This is a genomic window from Streptomyces botrytidirepellens (genome assembly GCF_003721215.1).
Lineage (GTDB): Bacteria > Actinomycetota > Actinomycetes > Streptomycetales > Streptomycetaceae > Streptomyces > Streptomyces himastatinicus.
On record NZ_RIBZ01000084.1, the window covers coordinates 35617 to 62294 of the forward strand.

Consider the following 26678-nt stretch of genomic DNA (forward strand, 5'->3'; position numbering starts at 1 on the left):
AGGTGACCAGGGAGTTTGATGGGAAACTCTGTTCGTACGGGCATAGAGGCAATGCGCGCATATACGGGGGGATGGGGAACGTGGCCGTCACGGTGCCGGACTGGGCCGACACTCTGCTGGATCTCATCGGGGTGTCCTGGCCGAACGTGGACGAGGACGCCTACCGGGACATGGCGGATTCCTTACGCGGATTCGCCGATGACCTGGAGGACGACGGGCAGCTCGCCAACGGACACGTGGAGCGGCTGCTGTCGTCGGGGTACGGCGAGGCGATGGACGCCCTCAACCTCCACTGGGGCAAGGTCAAGGGCACCCACCTCAAGGACATCGCCTCCGCGGCGCGCACCATCGCCGGGGCGCTGGACACCGCCGCGACGGCGATCGAGGGGATGAAGGGCGCCGCCGTCGTCCAGCTCGGCTATCTGGCGAGCGAGGCGGGCATCGCGCTGTCGCTGATCCCGGTCACCGGTGGTCTGTCGGCGCTGCTGGGCGCGGGGGCGATACGGGCGACGCAGGAGGCGGTCCGGCGGCTGATCAAGGAGTGCATGGAGGAGGCGGTCGGCTACATCGTCGCCGCGCTGACCGAACCCGCCGTCGCCGCCCTGGAGAACCTGGCCGCCGACCTGGTGGTGCAACTGGGCGCCAGTGCACTGGGGTTGCAGGACGGGGTGGATCTCGGCCAGGCCCAGCAGGCGGGCAAGGACGGCTTCAAGGACGGGGTGCAGGGCGCGAAGGACGCCATGCAGCTGGCCTCGGCGGACGGCCCGGGCGGCGGCTCCGGCGGCGGGGGAGGCCGGGGCGCGGCGGGCAAGGGCTTCCACATCGAGCACAGCGAGCACGACCACGCCTCGACCCAGCTCAGCGGCCTGAGCGTCAACTTCCACACCAAGACGGCGGGCAGACTCTCCACCGCGAAGTCGCACCACAGCCGCACCCGCGGCCGCGACAGCATCGCCCAGGCCATCGACCCGGTCGCCGACAAGGCCATCGACGCCCTGGAGAAGGCGCTGAAGACCATGGGCGACCACGTCACCACCAAGCTGCCGAAGGCCGTCAAGCAGGTTTCCACCGACCACCGGAACACCGACCTGGACATCCGCTCCACGTTCGCCCGGGACCACAGGAAGAAGGACGGCGGCGACCTGGGCGGCGACGCCGGAGGCGGCCGCAAGGGCGGCGCCGAGGACGGCGGCGGGACATCGTCCCGCGCCAAGCCGGACGCGCTCCGCGACGCCAAGGACGCACCGCGCCGCAACGGCGTCTCCCTCGACAAGACGGTCTGCAAGAACGATCCGATCGACGTCGCCACCGGCGAGATGCTGCTCCCGGAAACGGACCTGACCCTCCCCGGCGCCCTCCCCCTCGTGCTCCGTCGCACGCATCTGTCCGAGTACCGCCACGGCCACTGGTTCGGCCGCAGCTGGGCCTCCACCCTCGACGAGCGCATCGAACTCGACCGCGTCGGCGGCGGCGCCCTCTGGGCCCGCGAGGACGGCTCGGTCCTCGTCTACCCGCGGCTGCCGCGCCCCGAGGACCCCGAGCCCGTGTACCCCGAGGAGGGCCCGCGGCTGGCCCTCACCTACGGCGGCGAGGACAACTCCGCCACCACGTACCTCGTCACCGACCCGCACACCGGGGTGACCCGCTCCTTCACCGGCAGCCCGTACCACGCGTCGTCCGCCCACTGGCTCACCGAGATCGAGGACCGCAACCAGCACCGCATCACCTTCGCGCGCCGCCCCGACGGCACCCCGACCTCCGTCGCCCACTCCGGCGGCTATCTGGCCACCCTCACCACCGCCGACGCCCGCATCCGCGAACTGGCCCTGCGCACCCCCGACGGCCCGGTCACCGTGCTGCGCTACGGCTACGACGCCCCCGGCAACCTCACCGAGGTCATCAACTCCTCCGGGCTGCCCCTGCGCTTCACCTACGACCCGGACGCCCGCATCACCTCATGGACCGACCGGAACGGCTCCACCTTCCGGTACGTGTACGACGCCGACGGCCGGGTCGTGCGAACCATCGGCCCGGACGGCTGCCTGTCGTCCGTCTTCGCGTACGACACCCACCCGGAGACCGGCGATCCGATCACCCGCTACACCGACTCCACGGGCGCGACGACCGTCCACTACCTCAACCGCCACCTCCAGGTGGTCGCCGAGACCGACCCCCTCGGCCGTACCACGCACCAGACCTGGGACCGCTACGACCGGCTGCTCTCCCGCACCGATCCGCTCGGCCGCACCACCACCTACACCTACGACGACGGCGGCGACCTCACCGCCGTCGCGCACCCCGACGGCACCACGGCCACCGTCACCTACAACGACCTGCACCAGATCACCTCCGTCACCGGCCCGGACGGCGCCACGTGGCGCCAGGAGTACGACGACCGCGGCAACCCCACCGCCTTCACCCGCCCCGACGGCACCACGACCCGGCTCACCCACGACGCGCGCGGCCACCTCACCGGCGTCGACGACGCCCTCGGCGCGCTGGACCGGCTGCGCTGTGACCCGGCGGGCCTCCCGCTGGCCGTCCGCGGCCCCATGGGCACCGTCACCCGCTACACCCGCGACGCCTTCGGCCGCCCGATCCGCATCACCGGCCCGGACGGCGGCACCACCGAGCTCGAGTGGACCGTCGAGGGCAAGCTCGCCCGGCGCACCGACCCGGACGGTTCGACGCAGTCGTGGCGTTACGACGGCGAGGGCAACTGCCTGCTCCACCGGGACGCCACGGGCGGCGAAACCCGCTTCGAGTACACCCACTTCGACCTGCTCGCCGCCCGCACCACCCCCGACGGAGCCCGCCACGCCTTCACCCACGACACCGAGCTGCGGATCTCCCGGGTCACCAATCCGCAGGGGCTGACGTGGAGTTACACCTACGACCCGGCCGGGCACCTCACCGCCGAGACCGACTTCGACGGCCGTACGCTCGCCTACACCCACGACGCCCTCGGCCGCCTCGCCACCCGCACCAACGGCCTCGGCCAGACCATCCGCTACGCACGCGACGCCGCGGGCCGCGTGGTCACCAAGGACGCCGACGGCGCCCTCACCCACTTCACCTACGACGCCCTCGGCCGCCTCTCGCGCGCCACCGGCCCCGACGCCGACCTGTCGTACGTGCGCGACGACGCGGGCCGCATCCTGCGCGAGACCTGCAACGGCCGCGCACTCACCCACGCCTACGACGCCTCCGGCCGCCGCGTCCGCCGCACCACCCCCACCGGGGCCGTCGCCACCTGGACCTACCCGGCCGACCGGCGCGCCCTGCTCGACACCTCCGGACACCGGGTGGTCTTCGAGTTCGACGCGATGGGCCGCGAAACCACCCGCCGCATCGACGACACCCTCACCATCGACCACGGCTACGACGCCCTCGGCCGCCTCACCGACCAGCTCGTCCGCGGCCCCGGCGACGCCACCGTGCAGCACCGCGCCTACACCTACCGCCCCGGCGGCCACCTCACCGCCGTCGACGACCACCTCCGCGGGCACCGCCTGCTGGAGCTGACCCGGGAGGGCCGGGTCACCGCCGTCACCGCCGACAACTGGAGCGAGGCTTACGCCTACGACGAGGCGGGCAACCAGACCGAAGCCGTCTGGCCCCGCGACGGCGGCGCCGCCGGACCCCGCGAGTACACCGGCACCCGCATCACCCGCGCGGGCGGCATCCGCTACGAACACGACGCCCAGGGCCGGGTCACCCTCCGCCAGAAGCGCCGCCTCTCCCACAAGCCCGACACCTGGCGCTACGCCTGGGACGCCGAGGACCGCCTCACCTCCGTCACCACCCCCGACGGCACCCGCTGGCGCTACCTCTACGACCCGCTGGGCCGCCGCACCGCCAAGCTCCGCCTCGCCGACGACGGCACCACGGTCGCCGAACGGGTCGACTTCACCTGGGACGGCGACACCCTCTGCGAACAGTCCACCCACGCCGCGGGCACCCCCGAGACCACCGTCCTGACCTGGGACCACGACGGCCTCACCCCGGTGGCCCAGACCGAGCGCAAGGTGGACCTCACCCAGCACGAGATCGACCGCCGCTTCTTCACCATCGTCACCGACCTGGTCGGCACCCCGCGCGAACTCATCGACGAGCGGGGCGAGGTCGCCTGGCACACCCGCGCCACCCTCTGGGGCACCACCTCCTGGAACCGCACCGCCACCGGCTACACCCCGCTCCGCTTCCCCGGCCAGTACTTCGACCCCGAGTCGGGCCTCCACTACAACCGCCACCGCCACTACGACCCCGACGCCGCCCGCTACCTCACCCCCGACCCCCTGGGCCTCACCCCCGCCCCCAACCCGTACACCTACGTCGACAACCCGCTGCTGTGGGTAGACCCCCTGGGCCTGGCGGGCTGCCCGCACCGCTCCAACGGCGAACAGCGCCACAGCGTGGTGCTGGGGGTCAACAGACCCGGCGGACACTCGGAAAGTCTCGCCGAGCACCTGCGGAAGAACGGCGACCCGGGAGCACACACTTACAACGGCGACGACTACGCGGGCGTCGAACCGGGCGGGCCGGTATGGATGACCAACGTCCTGGCGGCGATCGGCGACCGGAACACCACGCTGTCCGTAACGCTCGACGGAATGCCCAACCGGGCAGGCGACAAGGGCCTGTGGAACACGCCCGAGTCCATCGTCGAGGCATTTCAGGTAGCCGTCGCCCACGGCGACAACTTCAGTCTGGGCAGCCCGCATAAGTGGCCGGACCCCGGTAACGGAACCGCGTGGGAGATGAGCTCCCTGGCGAAGGCCGTACGTGACCATGAGATCGCCGTGAAGTACGGCGACCCTCCGGACGGCAGGCCCTGGGAGGACATTCATTGGTACTCGAACAATGAGCGGGTCCATATCCCCAAGCCGGATATCTTGGAGATCGATCCGCACTACCACCAGAAGAAGGGCAAAACTGGCTGATGGCGCAGAACGAATCCGCTTCCGGCGCCGCGGAAATAGTCGCGCTCGAGTGGCAGGGCGTGCTGTCCCGGGACGCCGGAATCATTGACCCGCAGGTGCCGCGCAGCGCCTACGCTCACTCTGAACTGCGGCAGCTCTATCCTGCGGTCAGCCACGGCACGCTGTATCTGAGCCGGTGCACGCGATTCCCCTACTCGAGGGACGTCCCCACGGTGTTCCGCCTCGTCGCTGGGGGATACACGGTGATCCGGCTGTCGGACGGGGCCGAGCTCGGTGAGACAGCGACACTGGACGAGGCATTCACCCTGGTCGTAGAGAACCTCCCGCCGGGAACGGGCCCCGCCATCGACGGGACCGCCGACGACCTGTGAGACGCAGAGGCCCGGCAGGATGGGGGCAGCCATCCTGCCGGGCCGGTCCGGCGGCGCGGGGGTGCGTCAGCCGCACTTACGGCCGCTGTTGATGCACTTCACGGCCTGCTTCATCAGCGAGTTGGACATCACGTTGATGAAGTCCCCGTGGTCCGTGACCGGCTTGTGCAGCTGCTCGGGGAAGCTGTCCACCGCGAAGACCTTGTTCGGCGCGATCTTGTAGGTGATGCGCTGGGTCAGGGCCGGGATGGCCTTGAAGCCCTTGCCGCAGGCGCCGTTGGCACCGGCGAAGGCCACGTGGGTGCGGTGGTTGGCGCTGTCGGCGTTGCGGCCGTCCCAGCAGCTCTGGAACTTGAACGTGCGCACCACGTTGCTGCCCTTGGGGCACAGCGGGTACTTGTCCTTGAGCTGGCGGTTCTCGAAGCCGGTGCAGCTCCAGGAGGCGTTGGCGTTGGCCGTGCCGTTGGTGAAGGCCTTGGCGTCACCGGTGATGATGCGCAGGAACTTCGGCATCGCCGTGACCTTGCCGACCGCGCTGCCGCGGAAGGTGAGCTGGACGGAGGTGGGCTGGAGGATGGTGCCGATGTTGCCCTCGGTGCCGCCGCCCGGGGCGCCCGCGTCCTTCTCGTTCTTGCCGTCGCGCAGGCGCAGCACGGGCCAGTAGTGGGTGGAGCGGTCGCCGTTGGTGCAGGAGGTGGTCGCGCTGGCGAGGACCTGGTCGGTGGCGAAGGCGTCGTTCTTCTGGTTGCCCACGTAGTCGTGCATGTGGTGGGCGCCGTTGCTCACGCCGGGGGCGACGATGACGTTGTCGGAGTTGAACTTCTTGTTCTCGTTGCGCCCGCAGCGCGAGGAGAAGGTGCCCTTGGAGGCGTTCGCCTGCTTGCGGGGGTTCTTGACGTTGGGCTGCACCTTCCGGATGTCGACGAAGTCGGCCTTCTGGGGCCCGGAGGCCTGGGCCCCGCCCGCCGCCGCCGGAGCGGCCGCCGGTGCGGCGTTGACCTCGCCCTGCTTGACCGTGCAGGAGGCCATCGAGTCCAGTCCGGACGCCTGCTGCGAGCCCTTGCCCATCGTGGTGGAGATGCGGCTCAGGGCACTGCGGCGCTGGGACGACAGCGGCTCCAGGACACGCGTACGCACCCACTCCTGGTCGCCGGCCTTGGTGCCCTGCGCGGAGAGCTGCTTGTAGGCGTCGGCGACCTGGGTGTCCAGCTTCGCCAGTTCCTTGTCCACGGAGGGCCGTGCCTTCTGCGGCACGTTCGACAGCCGGGTGGCGACGTCGGGGCACTGGATGGTCATCGAGGATTGTCGGGCGGCCTCGGTCCGGTTGGGGGTCTGCCGGGCGGCCGAGGCGTTGTTGTCGGTCATCAGCAGCGCGCCGCCGCCGACCGCCAGGGCCGCGACGCCGACGACGGACACGACGAGCACGCGTGACCGCTTGTGTCTCTTCTTGTACCTCATCACTACGCCCCTCATTGGTAGTTGTCATACCGCGATACGAAAACCAGGGCGGTTCCGCTCATCGGCGGCCGTAGCGGATGAAGGTATGGCGGGAAGCGGCCCCTCGGGGACCCTCGGCGATCCCCCGGAACCCGTAGATGAAAATGAAAACCAATTGCGTGTACGCTGTGCGCCATGGCCCGGAACGAACTACGCCCGATCATCAAGCTGAGGTCCACCGCCGGCACCGGCTACACCTACGTGACCCGCAAGAACCGCCGAAACGACCCCGACCGGATGGTCCTGCGCAAGTACGACCCGGTCGTGGGCCGCCACGTCGACTTCCGAGAGGAGCGCTGACCGCCATGAAGCCCGGCATCCACCCCGCGTACGAGCCGGTCGTCTTCCGCGACCGCGCCGCCGGTTTCGCCTTCCTGACCCGCTCCACGGCCACCAGCGACACGACCGTCGAGTGGGAGGACGGCCGCACCTACCCGGTCATCGACGTCGAGGTCTCCTCGGCGAGCCACCCCTTCTACACCGGCACCCAGCGGATCATGGACACCGCGGGCCGCGTGGAGCGCTTCGAGCGGCGCTACGGGCCCGGACGGAGGGCCAGGTGAGCGGCGGGGGCGAGGCCCGGCTGGCCGTCGCGGTCGTGGCCGGGCTGCACGNGCCCGGACGGAGGGCCAGGTGAGCGGCGGGGGCGAGGCCCGGCTGGCCGTCGCGGTCGTGGCCGGGCTGCACGCCGACGCCCGCCGCGCCGCCGTCGAGGAGATCCTCCGCACGGTGCCCGGCGCCGTCGCCCTGCACCACGACCTGTCGGCCGCGACCGACCGCGCGGTGCACCGCACCGTACGGGACGCCACCGGCCCGCTCGGCAGCGGCGAGGCGCCGCTGGTGAACGACTGCGCGTGCTGCGCCCTGCGCGAGGACCTGGTCCCCGAGCTGCTGCGGCTGGCCGCGGGCGGCGGCCACCGGCTGGCCGTGGTCGAGCTGTGGGATTCCGTCGAACCGCAGGCCATGGCCGCGGTCATCGCCGCCGAGGGCGCGCCCCTGGCGCTGACCGGGGTGGCCACCGCGGTCGACCCGGCGCTGATCGTGCCGTACCTCGCCAACGGCGACGACCTGGCCGACGCCGGGCTCGCCGCCGCCCCGACCGACCAGCGCACCGTGGCGGACACCTTCGCCCGGCAGCTGGAGTACCCGACGCTGATCGCCGTCGCCGAGAACAGCGCACCGGACGAGCCCGCCGACGACGCCGACCACGCCCTGCTCACCCAGCTCACCCCCGGCGCCCGGCAGGTGCGGCTCGGTGACGGCGGCGATGACGGCGGCGGCGCGCTCGGGGCCGCCCTGCTGCGGGGCTTCGACATCGGGGCGGCGGCCGCCCGTCAGTACCCGGCGTGCGCCCTGCTGCCCCAGGACGCCGACGAACACGGCGTGTCCACCCTCGTCTGGCGGCGGAGGCGCCCCTTCCACCCCGGCCGTCTCTACGCCGCGCTGGAGGATCTGACCTGCGCCGCGGCCCGCAGCCGGGGCCGCTTCTGGCTGGCCGACCGGCCCGACTCCCTCCTCGCGTGGGACGCCGCGGGTGGCGCGCTCTGCGTGGAGTCCGCCGGGCCCTGGCTGGCCGCCCTCCCGGACGCCGCCTGGGAGATGGTCCCCGCCGAACGCCGCGTCGCGGCCTCCCTGGACTGGCACCCGGAACACGGCGACCGCTGCCAGCACCTCACCTTCACGTCCCCGGGGCTCGACCGCGACGGCCTGCTGGCCCTGCTCGACTCCTGCCTGCTCACCGACGACGAGTACGCGGCGGGCCCGGACGGCTGGAAGCACCTGCCGCACGCCTTCGACGACCTCCTCGACCCGGTCGCCTGAAGCCCCTGAATCCGCACGGATCTCTACGGAAAGGACCGACTCCCCATGCCCTCCCGCCGCACCGCCCGGCGCCCCGACCCCCGGCGCCGCCGCGCCAACCCGCTGGACGCCGCGGGCATCACCTACGTCGACTACAAGGACACCGACCTGCTGCGGAAGTTCATCTCCGACCGCGGCAAGATCCGCAGCCGCCGGGTGACCCATGTGACGCGACAGCAGCAGCGGCAGATCGCCCGAGCCATCAAGAACGCCCGCGAAATGGCCCTCATCCCCTACGGCTCCCGCTGAGCGGACCCCTCGTCGGGGACCTTCGGCCGGTCCGGGCGTACGGAGAACACCGTGTCCCCGGCCATCGCCACGATCGCGTCCTTGACGAGCAGCACGGACGGTGGCCGATCCTGCGCCGTGTCCCCGGGGTCGCTCAGCGCGGAGGTGCGCCACGCCTCCGTCCCGGTCCTGCTGTCGAGCGCCAGCAGACGGCCGAAGCGGTTGGCGAAGTAGAGCCTGCCGTGCCGCTTCGACTCCACGGGCGCGGACAGGCTCTCCGTCTCCGTCTCCCGCTGCCACAGCTGCTTGCCGCTGCGCGCCGACACCGCGGTGACCGTCCCGTTGGTCCGGACGGCGTAGACGACCCCGTTCAGGAGGGTGGCCGAGCCGCGCAGGGGGTGCCGCAGCGGGATCCGCCGGGTGTCGCCGGTGCGCGGGTCCACCCGGACCAGGGCGTCGTACGGGCGCTCGTACCCGGCGTCGTACACCTCCTTCGCGGTCTGCGGCGCGAGGAAGAGGGGCGCGCCGTCGACGGAGCCGAGGTGCAGCGCCTTCCGGGGGAGGGTCGCGAGGGTGCGCTGCGCACCGTCGGAGGGGTCCAGCCGCAGCAGGCTGTACGGGCCCTCGGCGCTCAGCCCGGACGACGTGAGGGGCGAGCACAGGACGTACGGGACGCCGGACGGAACCGGCGTCACCGGTTCGCAGAACTGCCCCTCCTTCGCGGGCGACTGCCACAGCTGCCGCCCCGACGCCCCGTAGGCGACGAGCCGGCGGCCGTCGGCCGACAGCGTCAGCAGCCCGCCGCGGAACAGGCGCGCCGACGCCGATCCGCTGATCGTGTGTGACCACCGCTGCTTCCTGGTGCCGGTGTCCAGGGCCACCACCCGGCGCTCCTCGTTCTCGGGCTCGGAGTAGGTGTAGACGGTTTCGTCCCGTACTCCGATGGGGCGCGCGTCCTGCGGCCTGGTGCCGCTGCGCCACCGGACCTTTCCGGTGGCGGCGTCGACCTTGGCGACGGTGAAGCCCTGGCCGCCGCAGTACAGGTCGGTGCCGCGGTCCGGTACGCACGCGGCGTCCTGGTACACGAGCGGGGGCAGCGGGCCTTCGTACCGCAGCGTCGTCCGCCATGGACGCCAGCCGTCGGGCAGGGACACCGGGGCCTGGCCGTCGGCGGTGGCGGACGCGGCGGGGCGGTACGGCGGCGGTTCGTCGCCCAGGCCGTAGGTCACGCCCGCGACCAGCCCGCCGACGGCCAGGGCGCCGACGCCGACGAGGAGCAGCCGCTTACGGCGCCTCCGGCCTGCCCCTTCCGTCCGCGCAGGCGGGAACTCCGCCCGCGTGGGGGCATCCTCCGGGGGAGCGGCGGCGGCGAAGTCCGGCAGCGCGTCGAGCATGCGGTGCACCTCGTCCAGGCCCGGCCGCGCGGCCGCGTCCTTGTCCAGGCACCGCTTGGCGAGCTTGCGGAGGGGGTCCGGCACGCCGTCCAGCGTCGGCGGCTCGTACATCACCTGGTACCCCGACAGGTACGGGCTCTCCGCGTCGAACGGCCCGATGCCGGTGGCCGCGTACACCACCAGCGCCCCCAGCGAGAACACGTCCGAGGCCGCGGTGACCTCCCGCGGATTGCGCAGCTGCTCCGGCGACATGAAGCGCGGCGTACCGAGCACCCGCCCGGCGGTGAGGGTGAGCGTCTGGTTGTCGGCGGCCCGCGAGATGCCGAAGTCGATGACGCGGGGCCCGTCCTCGGCCATCAGGATGTTGGCCGGTTTCAGATCCCGGTGCACCACCCCGGCCCGGTGGATGTCCCGCAGCGCCTCGACGAGCCCCAGCCCCAGCGTCCGCACCTCCCGCCCGCCCAGCGGCCCGCCGTCCCGCACCACATCGGCGAGGGTGCGCCCCGGCACGTACTGCGTGGCCATCCACGGCCGCTCGGCCTCCGGATCGGCGTCCACCACCGGAGCGGTGAACGCCCCGCTGACCTTGCGCGCCGCCGTGATCTCCTGCCGGAAGCGGGTCCGGAACTCCTCGTCCTGCGCGTACTGCGCGTGCACGAGCTTGACCGCGACCTGCCGCCCCGAGGCCGACCGTCCCAGGTAGACGACCCCCATACCGCCCGAACCGAGCCGGTCGAGCAGGGCGTAGCCGCCTATGGACGCCGGATCATCGGTGCTGAGCGGCATCGCCGATCCCCTTTCCCCTACCCCAACCGCCGTACCAGCCCCCTACATTAGGGCGCCCGCCCTCCAACCCCGGCACACCCGGCCCCGGGCGCGCCACCGCCGTATACCGTCGGGCCCATGGAGTGGATCACTCTGGCCGGCACGGTGGTCGGCGCCGGAATCGCGACGGGCGCGGCCGGTACGACGACGCCCTCGCCGCGCCGCGGGATCGGCGCGAGCGGCGGCACGGATGCGAGCGGTAGGTCGACCCCGTCGGCAGCGGCAAGGAGGCGCAGCCGCGCAACGAGCGAGCCCCGGGCCTCTGGCCTGGGGCTTGTCGCTCGGCGTGCGCCCGCGCCCCCGGCGTTCGACCCTGGATGAAGGGGGGCGCGGACCGCCGGACAGGAAGGGGCGCATCGCCATGAGGACACCCCCGATCGTTTCGCCGCAGGAGTGGGAGGACGCGCGCCAGGAGCTGCTGGTGGAGGAGAAGCAGCTGACCCACGCCCATGACGCCCTGGCCGCCAAGCGCCGCCGCATGCCGTGGGTGGCGGTGGAGAAGGAGTACGCGTTCGAAGGGCCCGAGGGCAAGGTCAGCCTGCTCGACCTGTTCAAGGGGCGCCGTCAGCTGATCGTCTACCGCGCCTTCTACGAACCGGGCGTCTTCGGCTGGCCCGACCACGCCTGCCGCGGCTGCTCCATGGTGGCCGACCACGTCGGCGACCTCACCCATCTGAACGTCCGCGACACCACCCTGGTCTTCGCCTCGCGCGCGCCGCAGCAGAACATCGAGGCCCTGAAGGCGCACATGGGCTGGACGATGCCCTGGTACACGATCACCGACGACTTCGACGCCGACTTCGACGTGGACGAGTGGCACGGCACGAACGCCTTCATCCGCGACGGCGACCGCGTGTTCCGCACCTACTTCATCAACGCCCGCGGCGACGAGGCGCTCGGCAGCACCTGGAGCTACCTCGACATGACCGCCCTCGGACGGCAGGAAACCTGGGAGGACTCCCCCGAGGGCTACCCCCAGACCCCGCCGTACGAATGGTGGAACTGGCACGACTCCTACGGCGACACCGAACCGGCCCAGGAATGGCTCGACCAGACCCGCCGCGGCCCGCGCTGAACGGATCAGCCGCGCTGGTCGGGGAGGGAGAGCAGGTCGTCCACCATGTGCGGGGCGGCGATGTCGTGGCCCCGCCCGAAACTCTTGAACGTCGCGACCCTGTTGCCCTTGCTGGCCTTGTAGGCGTAGGAGACCTCCATCTGCCGGCACTGCGGGCAGAAGAGGTCGGCCACGAAGGGTGAGAGCGGGACGGGCCCTTCCGGGCCATGGACATAGAACATGTCGATGCCGACGGGGTGCTCCCACGTGAACGTCCGGCGCTCGAAGTCCGGGTGGTCGCCCGTCGCGTCCTGCGCGACGACCTCGAAATCCCGTGACCGCGGATGGTAGACGCACGAGACCGTGAACAGCCAGGGAGTGGCCTTCAGGAACTCTGCCTTGGCCAGGGCGCGTTCGAGGTGATGCGTGCCCTCGGCCACGCGCAGGGCGGACTCGGGCTGGCTCTTGGGCTTGTTGCCGTGGGCGGCCCGGTTGCGTTCTTCCCGCAAGGCGTTGAGGTGGGTGACGATGCCCGGGTCGTCGGGCCCGTCCCCGAGCGCGAGGTGGAGCCCGGCGACCAGATCGGGTTGGGCGGCAGCGAGGGGCTGGAGTTCCTTGAGCCATGTCGTCCACGTGCCGAACATGGCGCCTTTGCCGAAATAGGCCCTGCGGAGCAGGGAGAGGTTGCGCTGCCCCGCCTCTTGGAGCAGCGCTGCCACGGTGACGCTGAGGGTGATGGCGAGGATCTCGGCGGCGTCGAGCAACGCCTCGTACCTGTCCTTGTCCGTGGGGGCCTGGTGCAGCGAGCGGAGGGCGCGGGCGATGGGGTGGGGGAAGGTGTTCCGCGCGTCGGCCGGCAACGCGGAGGGAGCGGAGGGAGGCGTGGCGTGGTCGGCGCGGTGCGGGGCCGATACGCGTAACGCCGGTGCCACGGGCGCCGCGTGGAGCGGTGCCGGGGGAACCTCCGGCCGGGGCTGCTGAAGGCGCTTGCGCCACCGCCGGCGCCTGATGAGCAGGCGGATCCAGGCGGGCACGACGCCGAAGATGACGACCATGGCGATGATGGCGAGCAGGTTGTCCAACCACGGGGGCAGCTTGCTCGGTTCGGTCGGCTGCGCCGTCGGGATGGAGATGCCGGAGATCAGGACCCAGACGACGGTGTTCCAGAACGCGCCGTCACGGTAGAGGGGTGCGTCGTACAGCCTGAGAACAGCGTTCCGTCGCTTGGGGAAAGGCGGCGGAGGGGCCAACGAGGACGCTGCGTTACCGTGCATGAGCACATGGTGCCTCGCTGCGTCGGCTGATGACTACGGTTGTATGGGATTCTTCGGTGAATCACCCTCTTTGCTCTGTGTCTGATACGGCCCGGTGTGATGCGGCCCGGCCTGGCGCAACTGGGCGCGCAGATACGGCAGGGCGCCGCGTTCGAGCAGGGCGCGCCGCCATGCCTCGCGGGCCTCGGCCGCGCCCGGGGTGCCACTGAGCGGGCCGGGGGCCGGAGTGCGGTGGCGGGCGGCGGTGCTGAGCAGCCAGGCCACTCCGCACGCGTCGTCACCGCCGTGATCACGGCCGCGCGGATCTCCGGGGTGTTCAGCGCCTGCCGCAGCACGGGAGGTGGATGGTGAACGGCAGGCTCCGGTGCTCGCCCTCGGCGAGCCGGAACCCGCCGCCGACCGTGAAGTGGTCGAAGACGACGTCCCCTTCGCGCTCCTCGTCGCCGTGCTCGGCCTCGACCCGCGCGACGAGGTCCAGGGTGAGGGACGCGATCTCGACGTGGTGGCCGCGCCCCACCGGGCGCGCTCGGTCAGGATTGGGTGCGCTGTTGCTCGGTGCTCTTCGTGCCCTTTGCCTCCGGGGGTGCGGTCAGGTCGAGCAGGAGCATCGCGTCGTGGTCGGGGGTGCCGGGGTCGGCGGTGTAGACGCCGAGGCGCTGGCCGGGGGTGCCTTCGAGCTGCATGCTCTGGCCGCTGAGGGTGAGGATGCCGACCTGGGGGTGGTGGAAGGTCTTCTGGATGCGCTTGCGGCCGACGACGTCGTAGCGCTCCCACAGTTGGGCGAAGTCGGGGCTCTTGAGCAGGAGTTCGCCCACGAGCTGGGTGAGGTCCGGGGCGTCGGGGGCGGTGCCGGCCAGGGCGCGCAGCCGGGCGACGCAGCCGCGGACCTGCTCCTCCCAGTCGGGGAAGAGGGTGCGGGCGGTGGGGTGGAGGAAGAGGTAGCGGGCGAGGTTGCGCTGTTTGACGGGCCAGTCGGCGACGCCCGCGTACAGGGCGAGGCCGCCGGGGTTCCAGGCGAGCAGGTCCATGCTGCGGCTGATGACGTACGCCGGGCTCGGCCGTAGCGTCCCCAGGACGATCTTCAGGTGCGGGCGCACGGTCCGGCTGGGCGGGGGCGGCGGCTCGGGGGCGTACCGGGCGGCCCGGGCGGCGAGGTCGCGCAGGTGCTGGTGCTCGGCGTCGTCGAGGCGCAGGGCACGGGCGAGGGCGTCGAGCACGGAGGGGCTGGGGCGGGTCTCCTTGCCGCGCTCCAGGCGGACGTAGTAGTCGATGCTCATCCCGGCGAGCGTGGCCAGCTCCTCGCGGCGCAGGCCGGGCGTACGGCGCACGCCGGTGCCCACCGTGAGGCCGACCTGGTCGGGGCGGGTCTGGGTGCGGCGGGCGCGCAGGAACTGGCCCAGCTCCATGCCACCGCCACTGCCGCCGCTGGTGCTCTGCTCGGATGCCATGGCGCCAGTGTCACACCGCGCCGACCTGCGTGGCGGGCGCGTGGGGGGCCCTGTCGTTACCCCCGAGCGCCGCTCCCCGGTACGGCCCGGCCTGCCACCGGGGCCGGATCGGCGGGAGGCTCGATGTCCGTCAGCACCCGGCCCACCCGCTCGCTCACGCAGGAGATCGTTCCGTGCCCACGTCCGTCCCGTCCACCCCACCGCAGGCCGTCGCCGCCGTCCCTGCCGGTCCGCCGCCGCGGAGCCGGCCCGGCGGGCGCCCGGCCATGGCCGCCGTCCTGCTCGGCTTCTTCACGATCATGGTCGACGCCATGATCGTGAACGTCGCCCTGCCCTCGATCGGGCGCGGGTTCGGCAGCGCGATGACCGGGCTGCAATGGGTGGTCGACGGGTACACCCTCACCTTCGCCGCGTTCCTGCTGTCCGCGGGCGCGATCAGCGACCGGGTCGGGGCCCGGCAGGCGTTCGCGGGCGGTCTCGCCCTGTTCGTCGCGGCCTCCCTGGTGTGCGGGCTGGCGCCGGGTCTGGGCGTTCTGGTGGCGGCACGGCTGGTGCAGGGCGTCGGGGCCGCGATGGTCCTGCCGTCGTCGCTCGCCCTGCTGCGGGAGACCTTCGCGGACCCGGCCGAGCGCGCGCGGGCCATCGCCCTGTGGGCCGTGAGCGGCGCGGTCGGCGCGGCCGCCGGTCCCGTGGCCGGTGGGCTGCTCACGGTGCTCGACTGGCGGATGGTCTTCTTCGTCAACCTGCCCGTCGGCGCGGTGGCCCTGCTGCTCCTCCGGTACGCCCACCCCTCCCCGCGGCAGGCGGTGCCGTTCGACCTGGCCGGTCAGGCCGCCGCCGTCGCCGCCATGGGCGGGCTGACGTACGCGGCCATCGAGGCCGGGGCCGTCGGGTTCGGCGCCCCGCGGGTCCTGGCCGCCCTCGCCGTGGCGGTCGTGTCGTCCGTCGTCTACGTCGTCGCGCAGGCCCGCGGGCGGCACCCGATGACGCCGCTGCCCCTGCTGCGCTCCCGCGTCATGTCCCTCGCGGCCGCCATCGGGTTCGCGCTGAACGTCGGCTTCTACGGCATGATCTTCCTGCTCGGGCTGTATCTCCAGCAGGTGCACGGGCTGAGCGCGCTCGCCACCGGTGTCGCGTTCCTGCCGATGAGCGTGCTCACGTCCTTCGTTGGTCCGGTCGCCGCCCGGCTGGCGGCGCGCTTCGGCGCCCGCATGCCGGTGATCACCGGCCAGCTGCTGATCGCCACGGGTCTGGCCGCGATGGTGACCCTGCCCGCCGATGCGCCGGTCTGGCTGACGGTGCCGCTGATGGTCCCCGTCGGAGCCGGTGGTGCGATGGCGATCACCCCGCTGACGGCGCTGCTGCTGGAGACCGTGCCCGCCGAACGCGCCGGGGTCGCCAGCGGTGTGCTGAACGCCGCCCGCCAGCTCGGCGGGGCCCTGGCCGTCGCCGTCTTCGGCGCGCTGGTCGCCGACCGGTCCCGGTTCGTCACCGGCCTGCACACCGGCCTCCTGATCGCCGCCGCGGTCGTGGCCGCGAGCATCGTGGCCACCTGCCTGCTCGAACCCGCCCGCCGCGACGCCCGCTGACCGGCGCCGATGGCCGCGGCCGACGCACATACACCAATGTGGTACATGATCCGAAAGCGATTCCGGAACCGCTACGTGATCACCGTCATCGTCGGCACCTCCGGCCTGTTGGTCGCCCTGGCAGCCGATTACGACACCGACGCGATCCTCACCCTGGACCGCCGGGACTTCCGCGCCGTACGTCCCCTCGGCCGCCACAAGGCGTTCCGCGTCCTGCCCGACGACCTTCCGCTCTGAACGAAGGCCGTCGGGCAGCCCTGGGCGGCGCTCACCTCAGCAGGCGTCGTCGAGAACACCCGCGATCTGGTCGAGTACGTGGCGCGGGGGAGTGAACGGCACCCGCAGGCAGCGGGTGAGCGTGCCGTCGACCGCGAAGCGCGGGCCCGCCATGAGCGCGACCCCGTTCCTGCCCGCCCGTTCGACCACGGTGTCGGCGAGGGCGGTACGCAGACGCAGCCACAGGACGAGTCCCCCGGGTGGGAGCGTGAAGTGCCAACGGCCGTCACCGGCCAGCAGGTTGCCGAGGTGGTCGCGCTGTTGCCGCAGCTCGTGCCGACGTCGTCCGAGCACCGGCTCCAGGTCGGCGAGCAGTTCGACGGCGACGAGCTGCTGCACCGGGGGCGCGGACAGCGGCCCGGCCAAGGGGTGGTTCTGGAGTTCCCGGATGAGCGAGGCACGGGCCCGGATCCAGCCGATGCGCAGCCCGCCCCAGATGGACTTGCTGGTCGAGCCGATCAGCGTCGCACCGGGAATGCGGGGCATGGGATCCGGCTCGTCGCGCAGGTCGAGGTCGCGCAGGGTCTCGTCCACCACGAGCGTCACCTGGTGCCGGGCGGCGAGCTGGGCCACGGCGCGGCGGGTGTGCGGGGGCATCAGCGCGCCCGTCGGGTTGTGGAAGTCGGGCATCAGGTAGGCGAGCTGGCCGCGCGCGGTGGCGAAGGCGTCCCGTAACTGGTCCAGGTCCCAGCCGTCGGTGGTGACGCGGCAGCCCACCAGCCTCGCCCCGGCATGGCGCAGCACTTGGAGCGCGTAGACGTACGTGGGGGTCTCCACCACCGCCGTACGGGGCCCGAAATGCGCGGCGAGCAGGGTCAGCGCGGCGCGCGCCCCGCTGGTGACGAGGATCTGCTCGGGCAGGGTCGCGACGCCTTCGCGGCTGTACCGCGCGGCGATCGCCGTACGCAGCTCCGGGATGCCCGGGCCCGGTTCGCCGTGCTCGGCCAGCAGGGGCCCTGCCCGCTCGGTGGCCCGCCGGGTCGCCTCCAGGTACAGCTCCTGCGGCGCGGCGGGGGCGGCCCGGCGCAGGTCGACCAGGGGCCCGGCCTCCCCGGTCGCCGAGAGGGGAGCGATCCGTTCCGTGGCGGCCGGGGGAAGGCGCACCGTACTGGCGCTGCCGTGCCGGGTGCGGACCCACCCGGCGGCGCGCAGCCGGTCCAGGGCGGCGGTCACCGTGCCACGGCTCACTCCGAGGGCGGCGGCGAGCCGGCGTTCGGCGGGCAGTTCGCTCCCGGCGCGTATCCGGCCGTCGAGCAGTGCTTCCCGTATCGCGCGGGCCAGCGCCGCGCCGAGGGGCGCCTGGGCGTTCCGCCAGGGGCCCAGGGCCCGCACCAGGTGGTCGTCGCTCATGCGCACTGGTCCAGTTTTTCATGATTGGACCAGGCGGCCGGACCGGCGTGCTGCCTACGGTCGTGGCCACCCGACACGAACGGAGACCTGCCATGCACCCACGACTCGCCGCCGACCGCGACGGGCTGCCGCTCCTGCTGGAGTCCGTCCGGCAGCACGCCGCCGAGGTGCTCGGGCAGGTCGCCGAGCGGGACGTCGCCCCCGCGGCACCGGTGCCGGAACCGGATCCCCTGTCCGAGGAGGGGGTGGGGGCGCGGGCGGCGCTGGAGGAGTTCATCGCCTGCTGGGAGCCGGCGCTGTCGGCGAGCGCCGGGCCGCGCTATCTCGGATTCGTCACCGGCGGGACGACACCGGCCGCGCTGGCGGGCGACTGGATGACCGCGACCTGGGACCTGAACGCCTTCTCGTCCCTCGACGGGGCGGGACAGAGCCTGGAGCGCGAGACGATCGCCTGGCTGCGGAGCCTGTTCGGCCTGTCCGACCAGCACCACGGAACCTTCGTCAGCGGCGCCACCATGTCCAACACCGTCGGCCTCGCCGTCGCCCGCGAATGGCTCGGAGAGCAGCTGGGCATCTCACCCGCGGAGCACGGGGCGGCCGAACTCGGTGCGGTGCAGGTGCTGTCGGGTTCGGCGCATTCGAGCGTGCCCAAGGCGCTGTCGATGCTCGGCCTGGGACGCCGGGCCCTCCTCCCCGTGCCGACCCTGCCGGGACGAGAAGCCGTCGACGTGTATGCCCTGGAACAGGCGCTGCGCGAGGCCGAGCCCGACGGCCCGTGCATCGTGGTCGCGAACGCCGGCACCGTCAACACCGCCGACTTCGACGACCTGCGCGCCATTGCCGCGCTGCGCGAGCACTACGGGTTCTGGCTGCACGTGGACGCCGCCTTCGGCGCCTTCGCCGCGCTGTCACCCGATCACGCGCACCTGGTCGACGGCCTCGACCTGGCCGACTCGATCTGCGTCGACCTGCACAAGTGGCTGAACGTTCCCTACGACAGCGCCGTGCAGTTCACCCGGCGGCCCGACCTGCAAACGGCCGTCTTCCAGAACGCGGCCGCCTACCTGGGCCCGCTCGGCGACACCCCCGACCTGGCCCACCTCACCCCGGAGAACTCCCACCGCCTGCGCGCCCTCGCCGCCTGGTTCACCCTGCGGGCCTACGGGCGGGACGGCCACCGCGAGATCACCGAGCGGTGCGTCCGCTGCGCACGGGCCCTGGGCGCCGCCATCGACAGCACGCCCGGCCTGCGGCTGCTGGCACCGGTCCGGCTGAACGTCGTCTGCTTCACCCTCGCCGACAACCCCACCGCCGACCGGCTCACCGCCCTCACCGGACAACTCGCCGACGAGGTCTTCCTCACCCCCACCGTCCTCGACGGCGTCCCCGCCCTGCGCGCCGCCTTCAGCAACTGGCGGACCACCGAAGCCGATACGCACCGCATCGCCGCGTCGCTACGAGCGGCACAGGCCACGCCGGAGGCCCGGAATTGACCCACGTTTTCGGTGCCGGAATGACCCGGGTGCCAGGTCATTCCGGACCGTAGAGTCCTCATCATGACGAAGGAAAAGGCCACCGGCCCCACGACCACCACGCCCCTTCACGCGGTGCTCACCCGCCGCGCGGACGCCGAGACCTGTGCCGACCCGAGCAGTGTGATGACCCTGCTCGGCGAGTCGAACGGGACCCCCGGCGGCTTCACGAGCTACCGGTCCGGCTTCGCCGAGGGAGCCGCGGGCGCACCGGCCCACTTCCACACCAAGGCGTCGGAGCTGTTCTTCGTGATCAGCGGATCCCTGCGCGTGCTGGTGGGCGAGGAGGTCACCACCCTCGACGAGGGCGACTTCCTGGCGGTGCCGCCCCGTACGCCGCACGCCTTCGCCGCGGCGCCCGGCGCCGAGGCGGACGTCCTGTTCGTGTTCACCCCGGGCATGGACCGGTTCGACTACCTGCGTCTGCTCGGCCGGGTCATGCGGGGCGAGGCCGACCCGAAGGAGATCGCCGAGTCCGCGGACCGTTTCGACAACCACTATGTCGACAGCCCCGTCTGGCGTGCCGCCCTGGAAGGCTCCGCGTGATCCGCCCGCTCCACCCTGCTACTCCACCGTGTTGACCGGCCCGACGAAGGTCCCCGGGCGGGTGGCGCCCGACTGGTCCAACAGCGCGCCGCCGTACGGCCACTCCAGCGAGATGTTCCGCTCCTCGTCCGGCGGGGTGATCACGACCCGCTCGGGCGCGAACTTCTGGTCGTCGTCACGGGTCGAGGCCAGGAACGTGATGTCGAAGCCCGCCTTCCCGCCCGCCTCGATGCGTACGGCCTTCGGCTTGTCGTTGTTGCGCCGCAGGTCCCAGGTGTCGCCGTGGGCGGCCCGGAGCTGGACCCCGGGGAAGCCGGTCATGGTGCAGTCGGACGAGCCGGTGTTCGTCAGCACCACCCGGGCGGTCTGCTGGCCCTCGTAGTCCATGTCAGGACCGCCCTCGAAGTCCGACCACGCGGCCTCCAGTTGGCCGGCGGCGCAGCGGCTCTTCGACGAGGAGCCGCCGGAGGCGCTGCCCGCCTTGGCGTCGACGTCCTCGCCGGATGCGCTCTGCTTGGCGGCCGAGGACGAGCTTCCCTTGGCGTCGTTGCCGGATTCGCCGCCCCCGCAGGCGGTGAGCGAGAACGCGGCAGCGGCGACCAGCGAGGCCGCGACGACGGTACGGGTACGGCGGAGAGCGGTCGTACGTGACATGGAATCCCCCAAGGGTGGTGTGTTGATGCGGTGTTCCGCGTCCTGGGAACAACCCTGTTCGCTGCCGCTGGTGATCGACTAACTCGCGGCTAATAGGCCGCTGTTACGGGTGGTACTTCTCCTCGACCGTCTCGGCGCCGCCGCTCTTGGAGTTCATGGTGACGCGGACGGTCACGCTGTTGGTCTTCGCGGCCTTCTCCAGCTCCTCCACGCTGCACTTCGAGGTGCCGTAGCCGTCGTCGCCGATGGACACGCTGCCGCCGTCGTCGGAGCAGATCGCGGCCGCGCCGAGGATCCGCGTGGCGTTGGAGATCAGGAACGCCTGCTCCGTACCGCCACCCTCGGGCGTGACGGTCAGCTTGCCGGGTGCGAGGTAGCCCAGCGTCCCGGCGATCGTGCGGTGGTTGCCCGCGTTGGCGGCGCCACCCCCGGCGGACGGCGCCGTGGTGGACCCGCCACCGCCCTGGCCCTGCGGGGCGGAGGTGTCCGAGGAGGAGCCGTTGGTGGGCTGGGACGAGGCCTGCTGCGAGCCCGAGGAGCCGGTGGCGTCCGTCGCCCCGTCGTCAGGCCCGCAGGCCGTGGCCCCCACGCTCAGCGCCGCGGCGGTGACGATGGCGACGGCGATGCGGCGGGCGGCGCGGCCGCGGAAGCGGTTGGCGGTGGTGCTCATGGTGTGCTCCGTTGCTCTGTTCTCTCGTCTCGATCCCGGACGAAGATCAGCTTCGAAGATCCACTTTGCGTTCCACTAACAGGCAACTAATGCGGCGCAGACGGAGTCGGCCCGCGGCGGTCGCCTCACCCTGGCGCCCCGCGCCTACGACCCACGCGCCCTGCTTGACCTTGACACGGTGACAAGCCCTTCACTGCTCGCCGAGGAGGTGGTCTCGATGACGACCACGAGACAGGACACGGACGCGCTACGGGCGCTCCAGGGGCTGGAGGACGCCCGTTCGTCCGTACGACTGCGGGCCGCTCTGGCGGTCGGCACGACGCCCGACCCGCGCTTCGTCGACAAGCTCATCGAGCGATGCGCGATCGAGCCCGAGTTCTTCGTCCGCGACATGCTGACCTGGGCGCTCACCCGCCACCCGGTGTCCCTGACGCTTCCCGAACTGGTCCGCGAACTCCGCTCGGAGCGTGCCCAGGCACGGAGCCAGGCGCTGCACACGCTGTCCAAGATCGGGGACCGGCAGGCGTGGCCCGCGATCACGGGGGCGCTGTTGTCCGACGCCGACGACGAGGTGGCGCGGAGCGCTTGGCGGACCGCGGTCGTGCTCGTACCGGAAGGCGAGGAGCCCGCGTTGGCCGCGGCGCTGGCGGGGCAGCTCGGGCGCGGCGGGCGCGAGACGCAGCTGAGCCTCAGCCGGGCGCTGGTCGCGCTGGGGGATGTGATCGTGCCCGCTCTGCACGCCGCGACGACGGCCCCCGACCCGCGCGTACGCACGCACGCGCTCGCCACGCAACGGCTGCTGCGGGAGCCGGACACCGGCTTCGAGTACGCGATCGAGGAGGCGAAACGCGTCGTCGCCCTCGGCGGGTCCGGCCAGGAGGGATGATGGGACGTGTTGATCGGTGAGGTGGCACGGCGGTCCGGGGTCAGCGCCCGCATGCTCCGGCATTACGAGTCGCTCGGTCTGGTGCGGCCGTCGGGCCGTACGGGCTCCGGCTATCGGGAGTACTCCGGGGACGACATCCGGCGGATCTTCCACATCGAGAGCCTGCGGTCGCTGGGCCTGTCGCTGCGCGAGATCGGGCGCGCGCTCGACGATCCCGCCTTCACGCCCTCGGCGCTCGTCGGCGACCTCATCCGTCAGACACGCGAACGCATCGCGGCCGAGACCGAGCTGCTCACCCGGCTGCGCCGGATCGACGCCGCGGACCCCACCGGCTGGGAGGACGTCCTCCAGGTCGTCGCGCTCCTCCAGGCACTGGGCTCGAAGAGCGCCGACGCGCGCCAGCGCGCGGCCCTCTCCTCGGCCGACGAGGTTCCGGTGCCGGTGGAGGCCCTGGTCGAGGCGGTACTGCGCGAGACGGAGCCGAACGTCGCCGGAGCCCTCCGATGGGCGCTGGCCCGATCGGGCGACGGCGTCCCGGCACTGCTGGCGGAGGGGCTCGACTCACCGCTGGCCGCGGTGCGGGAGCGCGCCGTTCAATCCCTCGCCGAGCTGCCCGACGACGAGGCCACCGCGCACCTGCGGCGCGCTCTCGCGCACCCCGACGCCGTGGTCCGCGGGCACGCGGCTCTGGCGCTCGGGACCCGCGGATTCGCCGATGCGGTCCCGACCCTCGTCGACATGATCGTGGGCGGAAGGAACGACACCGACGCAGCCGACGCCCTCAGCGTGCTGGCGACGGACACCGCGACGGCGGACCGGATCGCGACCAAGCTCGTCGACCGCCTCGCCCACGACACCACCGAAGCGCCCGCCCGCGGCCGCCTGACCCAGGCCCTGGCCTCCCTCCCAGGGACGACGGCGTCACGCGCCCTCGTGGACCTGTCGCACGACGAGGACCGCGCCGTCGCGCTGACCGCGACGTACCTCCTTCGGCTACGCGATGCCCGATGACGAACCCTTGACGGTCTCCACGATCCGCAGGGCGGCCTGGGCGGGCGTGAGGTGCGTGGTGTCGATGACCTCGGCCTCGCCGTGGAGCCATGCGCGGGCCGCCTTGCACGTGGTTCGGTGAGGCTGACGCCCGTTCCGGTCCCTGCGACGGCCCTGGCGCGGCGGGTGACCGCGCGGATCCGGGCCACCAGTTCGCGTACGCCGAAGGGCTTGGCCATGTAGTCGTCCGCGCCGAGCTCCAGGCCCAGCACACGGTCGATCTCCTCGCCTCTCGCGGTGATCATGATGATGGGCACCTCGGAGCGCTGACGCAGCATCCGGCAGACGTCGATGCCGTCCATGTCGGGCAGGCCCAGGTCGAGCAGTACCATCTCCGGCTCGGCCGCCGCCAGCGCGGCGGCCCCGGTCCTGGCCCGCTCAGGCCGTCACGTGTGCCGTGGTCACCCAAATCCGCCCTTGGCTTTTCGAAGGAGGCTCCCGCCGAACTCCCCGGTCATCGACGGCGCCGCAGAGCGGGGTACTGCCGTCCCACCCTGCGGCCCGCACCTCGCTGCCGTCCGACTTCTTGATCTCCACCGCGTATGTGCCGGGGTTCTCCACGTCCTCCTCGGACTTGACCACCGTCCCCGGGTGCGCCTTCAGCGCCGCCGCCTCGGCCTTCTGCTTCGCCTCACCGGTCAGCGGCTTCTCCGCCGCCTCCCCGGCTTCGCCGCCTTCCGCCTCCGCGTTCCCGCCACCACCGCCACCGCCGCCATCGGAACCGGCAGCACCTTGCGTCGCCTGCGAGCTGTCCGCGCCGGAACCACCGGAGTCGGAGCCCCCGCAGGCGACCAGGCCGAAGAGCAGGACACCGGTGGACAGGGCGGTCAGGGCACGGGTCTTGACGTTCATGGCAACTCCGTGGATCGGGGAGAGGAACGGCCGGGCCCGATGGCGATGCGAAGGTCCGGCCCCTGGGGAACGTCAACGACCCTAGGAACGAGCGCTCTAAGGACCGGCCAGCCTACGACCAGCGAGCCGCCAGGAAACGGACAACCTTTTCCTCTCTTCAGGCAGTTCACCCGGTACGGACCGGTCGCCACCGCCGTGACGGTGGTGCTGTGCGGCGGATATATGTGGTTGCGGTACTCCACCTCGAGCTGACCGCCGACATCATCGACCAACGGGGGCTTCGACGTCGTGTTCTCCTCATCCGCCGCACCACCCGGCCCGGCCGCACCGCACATGATCGTCTGCGGTGACGACGCGCTCGCGCACCGCCTGGCCGCCGAGCTCCACGGCGTCTACCGGGCACGCGTGACGGCCGTCGTCCCGGGGGGTGTTTCCCTGGCGGAGCCCACGGGGCAGCGGATGGCGGGAGGCCCGGCCGCCACGCTGTTCGGCCGGTTCACCGCGGCTGTCGGACGGGTTCCGCTGCCCCGGCAGCCCGTGGCCGATGGCGACCCGGACCCGAGCGTGCGCGTCGTGGAGGCCCACGCCCTGGACGACGGCGTGCTGACCGACGCGGGTGTGGAGCACGCGACGGCGCTCGCCCTGGTCCATGACGACGACGAGACCAACATCCACGCCGCCCTGCGCGCCCGCCGCCTCAACCCCCGGCTGCGGCTGGTCATCCGGCTCTACAACCGCAAACTCGGCCAGCACCTGGAAGAACTCCTCGACCAGGCGGCACGGGTCGCCGACCCCGGCATGGACCCGGCGGAGCTGGACGACGCCGCCACCGTCCTGTCGGACGCCGACACCGTGGCTCCCGCACTGGCCGCCACCGCCGTCGCGGGCACCAGCAAGGTGGTGCAGGCCGATGGGCTTCTGCTGCGTGCGGCCGAGCGCACCCCCGCCCGGCCGCGACGGGACCACCGACCCGGCCTGTGCACCCTCGCCCTGCTCTCGTCCACCACCAGCGATCCCGGCGGCAGCGAGGGCTCGGACAGCAGTGGCGACGAGGGGCCCAGGCTGCTGCCCGGTGACGCCGAGGTCGCCGCCGCCACCGGCCGCGGCACGGTGGTGCTCGATGCCGTCTCCGCCACCGGGCCACCCATGCCGCCACGGCGGCTCGGCAGCCGCCGACTGCCCCTCGCCTCGCTGTTCTCCCGCCGGCTGCGCTGGTCCGTCGCCGGAATGGTGATCGCCGTGCTCGCGCTCACCCTCGCCTCCTGGCGGCTCACCGGCGCCGGTCTGGTCCACGCGGCGTACCTCACGGTGCTGGACGTGCTGGCCATCGACGAGCCGGCGCTCGACGAGTCGACCGCGCGCAAGATCCTCCAGCTGCTGTCCGGGCTGACCGGGCTGCTCCTGCTGCCCGTCCTGGTGGCCGCCGCCTTCGAGGCGCTGGGCACGTTCCGTACCGCGTCCGCGCTGCGCCGCCCCCCGCGCGGCCTCTCGGGCCATGTCGTCCTGCTCGGCCTGGGCAAGGTCGGCACCCGCGTCCTGGCCAGACTCCGGGAGATGGACATTCCCGTGGTGTGCGTGGAAGAGGACCCCGGGGCGCGCGGTATCCCGCTGGCCCGCAGGCTGGGAGTGCCGACCGTCACCGGCGACGTCACCCAGGAAGGCGTCCTCGAAGCCGCCAAGATCCAGCGGGCACACGCCCTGCTGGCCCTGACCAGCTCCGACACCACCAACCTGGAGGCGACGCTCTACGCCCGCTCCGTCAAACCCCGGCTGCGGGTGGGGTTGCGCCTGTACGACGACCAGTTCGCCACCGCCGTCTACCGCACGCTGCGCGCCGCCCACCCCCAGGCCCTGACGCGCAGCCGCAGCGTCTCCACCCTGGCCGCGCCTGCCTTCGCCGGGGCGATGATGGGGCGCCAGGTCCTCGGCGCCATACCGGTCGAACGCCGCGTGCTGGTCTTCGCCGCCCTGCACGTCGCCGGGCACCCTCAGCTGGAAGGCCGTACCGTCGCCGAGGCATTCACCCCGGGCGCCTGGCGGGTGATCGCCCTGGACGCGGCGGAACCCGCGGACCGGCAACGCGACCTGGCCGCCGCGCCCCCTGACGACGGCGACGCACGGGAACCCGGCCTGGTGTGGGATCTGCACCCGGGCTATGTCCTGCGGGCCCAGGACCGCGTGGTGCTGGCCGCCACACGCCAGGGCCTGGGCGAACTCCTCGCCGGACACTCCTCCGCCGGACCTGACGGCTCTCAGGGAGCCGACCGCTGAGAGAGGCAGCCCTGGAGGCGCTAGCTGTGCTGTCCGGGGACGTTGGTGACGGGCGACGCGCCGTGAGTGGTGCTTGAACGAGGCGAGGGCCTCTGGTTTCGGTGTGGA

At 72.5% G+C, this 26678-nt stretch carries 22 protein-coding genes and 4 pseudogenes; 14 read left to right on the forward strand and 12 right to left on the reverse strand.

Annotated features, from left to right (window positions below):
• Window positions 1-80: 80 nt before the first annotated feature.
• Both EEJ42_RS06160 and EEJ42_RS06165 read left to right on the forward strand, forming a co-directional pair.
• Window positions 81-4943: a DUF6531 domain-containing protein gene (locus EEJ42_RS06160; RefSeq protein ID WP_246096140.1), complete on the forward strand. Its 4863-nt coding sequence runs from the start codon at window positions 81-83 to the stop codon at window positions 4941-4943.
• Window positions 4943-5314 carry a DUF6193 family natural product biosynthesis protein gene (locus EEJ42_RS06165; protein WP_123098957.1) on the forward strand — a complete coding sequence of 124 codons (372 nt, stop codon included), beginning with the start codon at window positions 4943-4945 and terminating at the stop codon, window positions 5312-5314. The genes EEJ42_RS06160 and EEJ42_RS06165 overlap by 1 nt, the downstream gene beginning before the upstream one ends.
• 66 nt (window positions 5315-5380) lie before the next feature.
• Here EEJ42_RS06165 and EEJ42_RS06170 read toward each other — a convergent pair whose 3' ends face one another.
• The gene (locus EEJ42_RS06170; RefSeq protein WP_246096142.1) at window positions 5381-6772 is read right to left on the reverse strand and encodes a DUF1996 domain-containing protein; all 1392 of its coding nucleotides are present in this window, start codon (window positions 6770-6772) and stop codon (window positions 5381-5383) included.
• Window positions 6773-6946: 174 nt separating this feature from the next.
• On the opposite strand from EEJ42_RS06170, the gene rpmG reads away from it, so the two are divergent.
• The 4 genes from rpmG to rpsR all read left to right on the forward strand — a co-directional run bounded on the left by rpmG (window position 6947) and on the right by rpsR (window position 8920).
• The gene (gene rpmG / locus EEJ42_RS06175; RefSeq protein ID WP_009716346.1) at window positions 6947-7111 is read left to right on the forward strand and encodes a 50S ribosomal protein L33; all 165 of its coding nucleotides are present in this window, start codon (window positions 6947-6949) and stop codon (window positions 7109-7111) included.
• Between the two features lie 5 nt (window positions 7112-7116).
• On the forward strand, window positions 7117-7374 hold the full coding sequence (locus EEJ42_RS06180) for a type B 50S ribosomal protein L31 (RefSeq protein ID WP_123098959.1): 258 nt from the start codon (window positions 7117-7119) through the stop codon (window positions 7372-7374).
• 70 nt (window positions 7375-7444) lie between these two features.
• Complete coding sequence (locus EEJ42_RS06185) at window positions 7445-8632, forward strand: GTP-binding protein (protein ID WP_123098960.1); 1188 nt, start codon at window positions 7445-7447, stop codon at window positions 8630-8632.
• 45 nt (window positions 8633-8677) lie between these two features.
• The gene (rpsR, locus tag EEJ42_RS06190) at window positions 8678-8920 is read left to right on the forward strand and encodes a 30S ribosomal protein S18 (RefSeq protein WP_123098961.1); all 243 of its coding nucleotides are present in this window, start codon (window positions 8678-8680) and stop codon (window positions 8918-8920) included.
• Here rpsR and EEJ42_RS06195 read toward each other — a convergent pair.
• Entirely contained in the window at window positions 8905-11079 is a 2175-nt protein-coding gene (locus tag EEJ42_RS06195) for a protein kinase domain-containing protein (RefSeq protein ID WP_123098962.1), read from the reverse strand. The two genes, rpsR and EEJ42_RS06195, sit on opposite strands and share 16 nt — an antisense overlap.
• 400 nt (window positions 11080-11479) lie before the next feature.
• On the opposite strand from EEJ42_RS06195, the gene EEJ42_RS06200 reads away from it, so the two are divergent.
• On the forward strand, window positions 11480-12193 hold the full coding sequence (locus EEJ42_RS06200; RefSeq protein ID WP_123098963.1) for a DUF899 domain-containing protein: 714 nt from the start codon (window positions 11480-11482) through the stop codon (window positions 12191-12193).
• Between the two features lie 5 nt (window positions 12194-12198).
• On the opposite strand, the gene EEJ42_RS06205 is transcribed toward EEJ42_RS06200, so the two are convergent.
• The 4 genes and pseudogenes from EEJ42_RS06205 to EEJ42_RS06220 all read right to left on the reverse strand — a co-directional run bounded on the left by EEJ42_RS06205 (window position 12199) and on the right by EEJ42_RS06220 (window position 14894).
• Window positions 12199-13446: a hypothetical protein gene (locus EEJ42_RS06205; protein WP_148081869.1), complete on the reverse strand. Its 1248-nt coding sequence runs from the start codon at window positions 13444-13446 to the stop codon at window positions 12199-12201.
• Window positions 13447-13479: 33 nt separating this feature from the next.
• Window positions 13480-13710, reverse strand: a complete 231-nt coding sequence (locus EEJ42_RS06210) for a hypothetical protein (RefSeq protein WP_123098965.1) — start codon at window positions 13708-13710, stop codon at window positions 13480-13482.
• A gap of 70 nt (window positions 13711-13780) precedes the next feature.
• A pseudogene (locus EEJ42_RS06215) lies at window positions 13781-13942 on the reverse strand (sporulation protein); the annotation flags it as partial.
• A 34-nt stretch (window positions 13943-13976) separates the two neighbouring features.
• Entirely contained in the window at window positions 13977-14894 is a 918-nt protein-coding gene (locus EEJ42_RS06220) for a helix-turn-helix transcriptional regulator (RefSeq protein ID WP_123098966.1), read from the reverse strand.
• Window positions 14895-15067: 173 nt separating this feature from the next.
• On the opposite strand from EEJ42_RS06220, the gene EEJ42_RS06225 reads away from it, so the two are divergent.
• Both EEJ42_RS06225 and EEJ42_RS06230 read left to right on the forward strand, forming a co-directional pair.
• On the forward strand, window positions 15068-16483 hold the full coding sequence (locus EEJ42_RS06225; protein WP_184502964.1) for an MFS transporter: 1416 nt from the start codon (window positions 15068-15070) through the stop codon (window positions 16481-16483).
• Window positions 16484-16594: 111 nt separating this feature from the next.
• A pseudogene (locus EEJ42_RS06230) lies at window positions 16595-16720 on the forward strand (VapC toxin family PIN domain ribonuclease); the annotation flags it as partial.
• A 36-nt stretch (window positions 16721-16756) separates the two neighbouring features.
• Here the strand turns inward: EEJ42_RS06230 and EEJ42_RS06235 are convergent.
• Window positions 16757-18109, reverse strand: coding sequence for an aminotransferase-like domain-containing protein (locus EEJ42_RS06235; RefSeq protein WP_123098968.1), 1353 nt, complete (start codon window positions 18107-18109; stop codon window positions 16757-16759).
• Between the two features lie 92 nt (window positions 18110-18201).
• Here EEJ42_RS06235 and EEJ42_RS06240 point away from each other — a divergent pair, with 92 nt between their 5' ends.
• The gene (locus tag EEJ42_RS06240; RefSeq protein WP_123098969.1) at window positions 18202-19602 is read left to right on the forward strand and encodes a pyridoxal phosphate-dependent decarboxylase family protein; all 1401 of its coding nucleotides are present in this window, start codon (window positions 18202-18204) and stop codon (window positions 19600-19602) included.
• A 63-nt stretch (window positions 19603-19665) separates the two neighbouring features.
• Entirely contained in the window at window positions 19666-20187 is a 522-nt protein-coding gene (locus EEJ42_RS06245) for a cupin domain-containing protein (RefSeq protein WP_123098970.1), read from the forward strand.
• Between the two features lie 18 nt (window positions 20188-20205).
• On the opposite strand, the gene EEJ42_RS06250 is transcribed toward EEJ42_RS06245, so the two are convergent.
• Together EEJ42_RS06250 and EEJ42_RS06255 are read right to left on the reverse strand one after the other, a co-directional pair.
• Complete coding sequence (locus EEJ42_RS06250) at window positions 20206-20841, reverse strand: DUF4232 domain-containing protein (protein ID WP_123098971.1); 636 nt, start codon at window positions 20839-20841, stop codon at window positions 20206-20208.
• Between the two features lie 103 nt (window positions 20842-20944).
• A complete protein-coding gene (locus tag EEJ42_RS06255) occupies window positions 20945-21511 on the reverse strand; it encodes a hypothetical protein (protein WP_123098972.1) in 567 nt (188 codons plus the stop codon).
• Between the two features lie 217 nt (window positions 21512-21728).
• On the opposite strand from EEJ42_RS06255, the gene EEJ42_RS06260 reads away from it, so the two are divergent.
• Both EEJ42_RS06260 and EEJ42_RS06265 read left to right on the forward strand, forming a co-directional pair.
• Window positions 21729-22397 carry a HEAT repeat domain-containing protein gene (locus EEJ42_RS06260; RefSeq protein WP_123098973.1) on the forward strand — a complete coding sequence of 223 codons (669 nt, stop codon included), beginning with the start codon at window positions 21729-21731 and terminating at the stop codon, window positions 22395-22397.
• A gap of 6 nt (window positions 22398-22403) precedes the next feature.
• Window positions 22404-23408: a MerR family transcriptional regulator gene (locus EEJ42_RS06265; protein WP_123098974.1), complete on the forward strand. Its 1005-nt coding sequence runs from the start codon at window positions 22404-22406 to the stop codon at window positions 23406-23408.
• On the opposite strand, the pseudogene EEJ42_RS52570 reads toward EEJ42_RS06265, so the two are convergent.
• The 3 genes and pseudogenes from EEJ42_RS52570 to EEJ42_RS06280 all read right to left on the reverse strand — a co-directional run.
• Window positions 23391-23513, reverse strand: a pseudogene (locus EEJ42_RS52570) (ATP-binding protein); the annotation flags it as partial. The gene EEJ42_RS06265 and the pseudogene EEJ42_RS52570 sit on opposite strands and share 18 nt — an antisense overlap.
• Window positions 23514-23518: 5 nt before the next feature.
• Window positions 23519-23827, reverse strand: a pseudogene (locus tag EEJ42_RS06275) (response regulator); the annotation flags it as partial.
• Complete coding sequence (locus tag EEJ42_RS06280) at window positions 23826-24299, reverse strand: peptidase (RefSeq protein WP_246096143.1); 474 nt, start codon at window positions 24297-24299, stop codon at window positions 23826-23828. The pseudogene EEJ42_RS06275 and the gene EEJ42_RS06280, both read right to left, overlap by 2 nt.
• A 333-nt stretch (window positions 24300-24632) precedes the next feature.
• On the opposite strand from EEJ42_RS06280, the gene EEJ42_RS06285 reads away from it, so the two are divergent.
• Entirely contained in the window at window positions 24633-26570 is a 1938-nt protein-coding gene (locus tag EEJ42_RS06285; protein WP_123098975.1) for an NAD-binding protein, read from the forward strand.
• Window positions 26571-26678: the final 108 nt, after the last annotated feature.

What these genes read in the sequence shown, in the direction of transcription:
- EEJ42_RS06165 (WP_123098957.1), top strand. Translation starts at nt 4,943, where the DNA reads ATGGCGCAGAACGAATCCGCTTCCGGCGCCGCGGAAATAGTCGCGCTC.
- EEJ42_RS06170 (WP_246096142.1), bottom strand. Translation starts at nt 6,772, where the DNA reads ATGAGGTACAAGAAGAGACACAAGCGGTCACGCGTGCTCGTCGTGTCC.
- rpmG (WP_009716346.1), top strand. Translation starts at nt 6,947, where the DNA reads ATGGCCCGGAACGAACTACGCCCGATCATCAAGCTGAGGTCCACCGCC.
- EEJ42_RS06180 (WP_123098959.1), top strand. Translation starts at nt 7,117, where the DNA reads ATGAAGCCCGGCATCCACCCCGCGTACGAGCCGGTCGTCTTCCGCGAC.
- rpsR (WP_123098961.1), top strand. Translation starts at nt 8,678, where the DNA reads ATGCCCTCCCGCCGCACCGCCCGGCGCCCCGACCCCCGGCGCCGCCGC.
- EEJ42_RS06195 (WP_123098962.1), bottom strand. Translation starts at nt 11,079, where the DNA reads ATGCCGCTCAGCACCGATGATCCGGCGTCCATAGGCGGCTACGCCCTG.
- EEJ42_RS06200 (WP_123098963.1), top strand. Translation starts at nt 11,480, where the DNA reads ATGAGGACACCCCCGATCGTTTCGCCGCAGGAGTGGGAGGACGCGCGC.
- EEJ42_RS06205 (WP_148081869.1), bottom strand. Translation starts at nt 13,446, where the DNA reads ATGCACGGTAACGCAGCGTCCTCGTTGGCCCCTCCGCCGCCTTTCCCC.
- EEJ42_RS06220 (WP_123098966.1), bottom strand. Translation starts at nt 14,894, where the DNA reads ATGGCATCCGAGCAGAGCACCAGCGGCGGCAGTGGCGGTGGCATGGAG.
- EEJ42_RS06235 (WP_123098968.1), bottom strand. Translation starts at nt 18,109, where the DNA reads ATGAGCGACGACCACCTGGTGCGGGCCCTGGGCCCCTGGCGGAACGCC.
- EEJ42_RS06240 (WP_123098969.1), top strand. Translation starts at nt 18,202, where the DNA reads ATGCACCCACGACTCGCCGCCGACCGCGACGGGCTGCCGCTCCTGCTG.
- EEJ42_RS06245 (WP_123098970.1), top strand. Translation starts at nt 19,666, where the DNA reads ATGACGAAGGAAAAGGCCACCGGCCCCACGACCACCACGCCCCTTCAC.
- EEJ42_RS06250 (WP_123098971.1), bottom strand. Translation starts at nt 20,841, where the DNA reads ATGTCACGTACGACCGCTCTCCGCCGTACCCGTACCGTCGTCGCGGCC.
- EEJ42_RS06255 (WP_123098972.1), bottom strand. Translation starts at nt 21,511, where the DNA reads ATGAGCACCACCGCCAACCGCTTCCGCGGCCGCGCCGCCCGCCGCATC.
- EEJ42_RS06260 (WP_123098973.1), top strand. Translation starts at nt 21,729, where the DNA reads ATGACGACCACGAGACAGGACACGGACGCGCTACGGGCGCTCCAGGGG.
- EEJ42_RS06280 (WP_246096143.1), bottom strand. Translation starts at nt 24,299, where the DNA reads ATGAACGTCAAGACCCGTGCCCTGACCGCCCTGTCCACCGGTGTCCTG.
- EEJ42_RS06285 (WP_123098975.1), top strand. Translation starts at nt 24,633, where the DNA reads ATGATCGTCTGCGGTGACGACGCGCTCGCGCACCGCCTGGCCGCCGAG.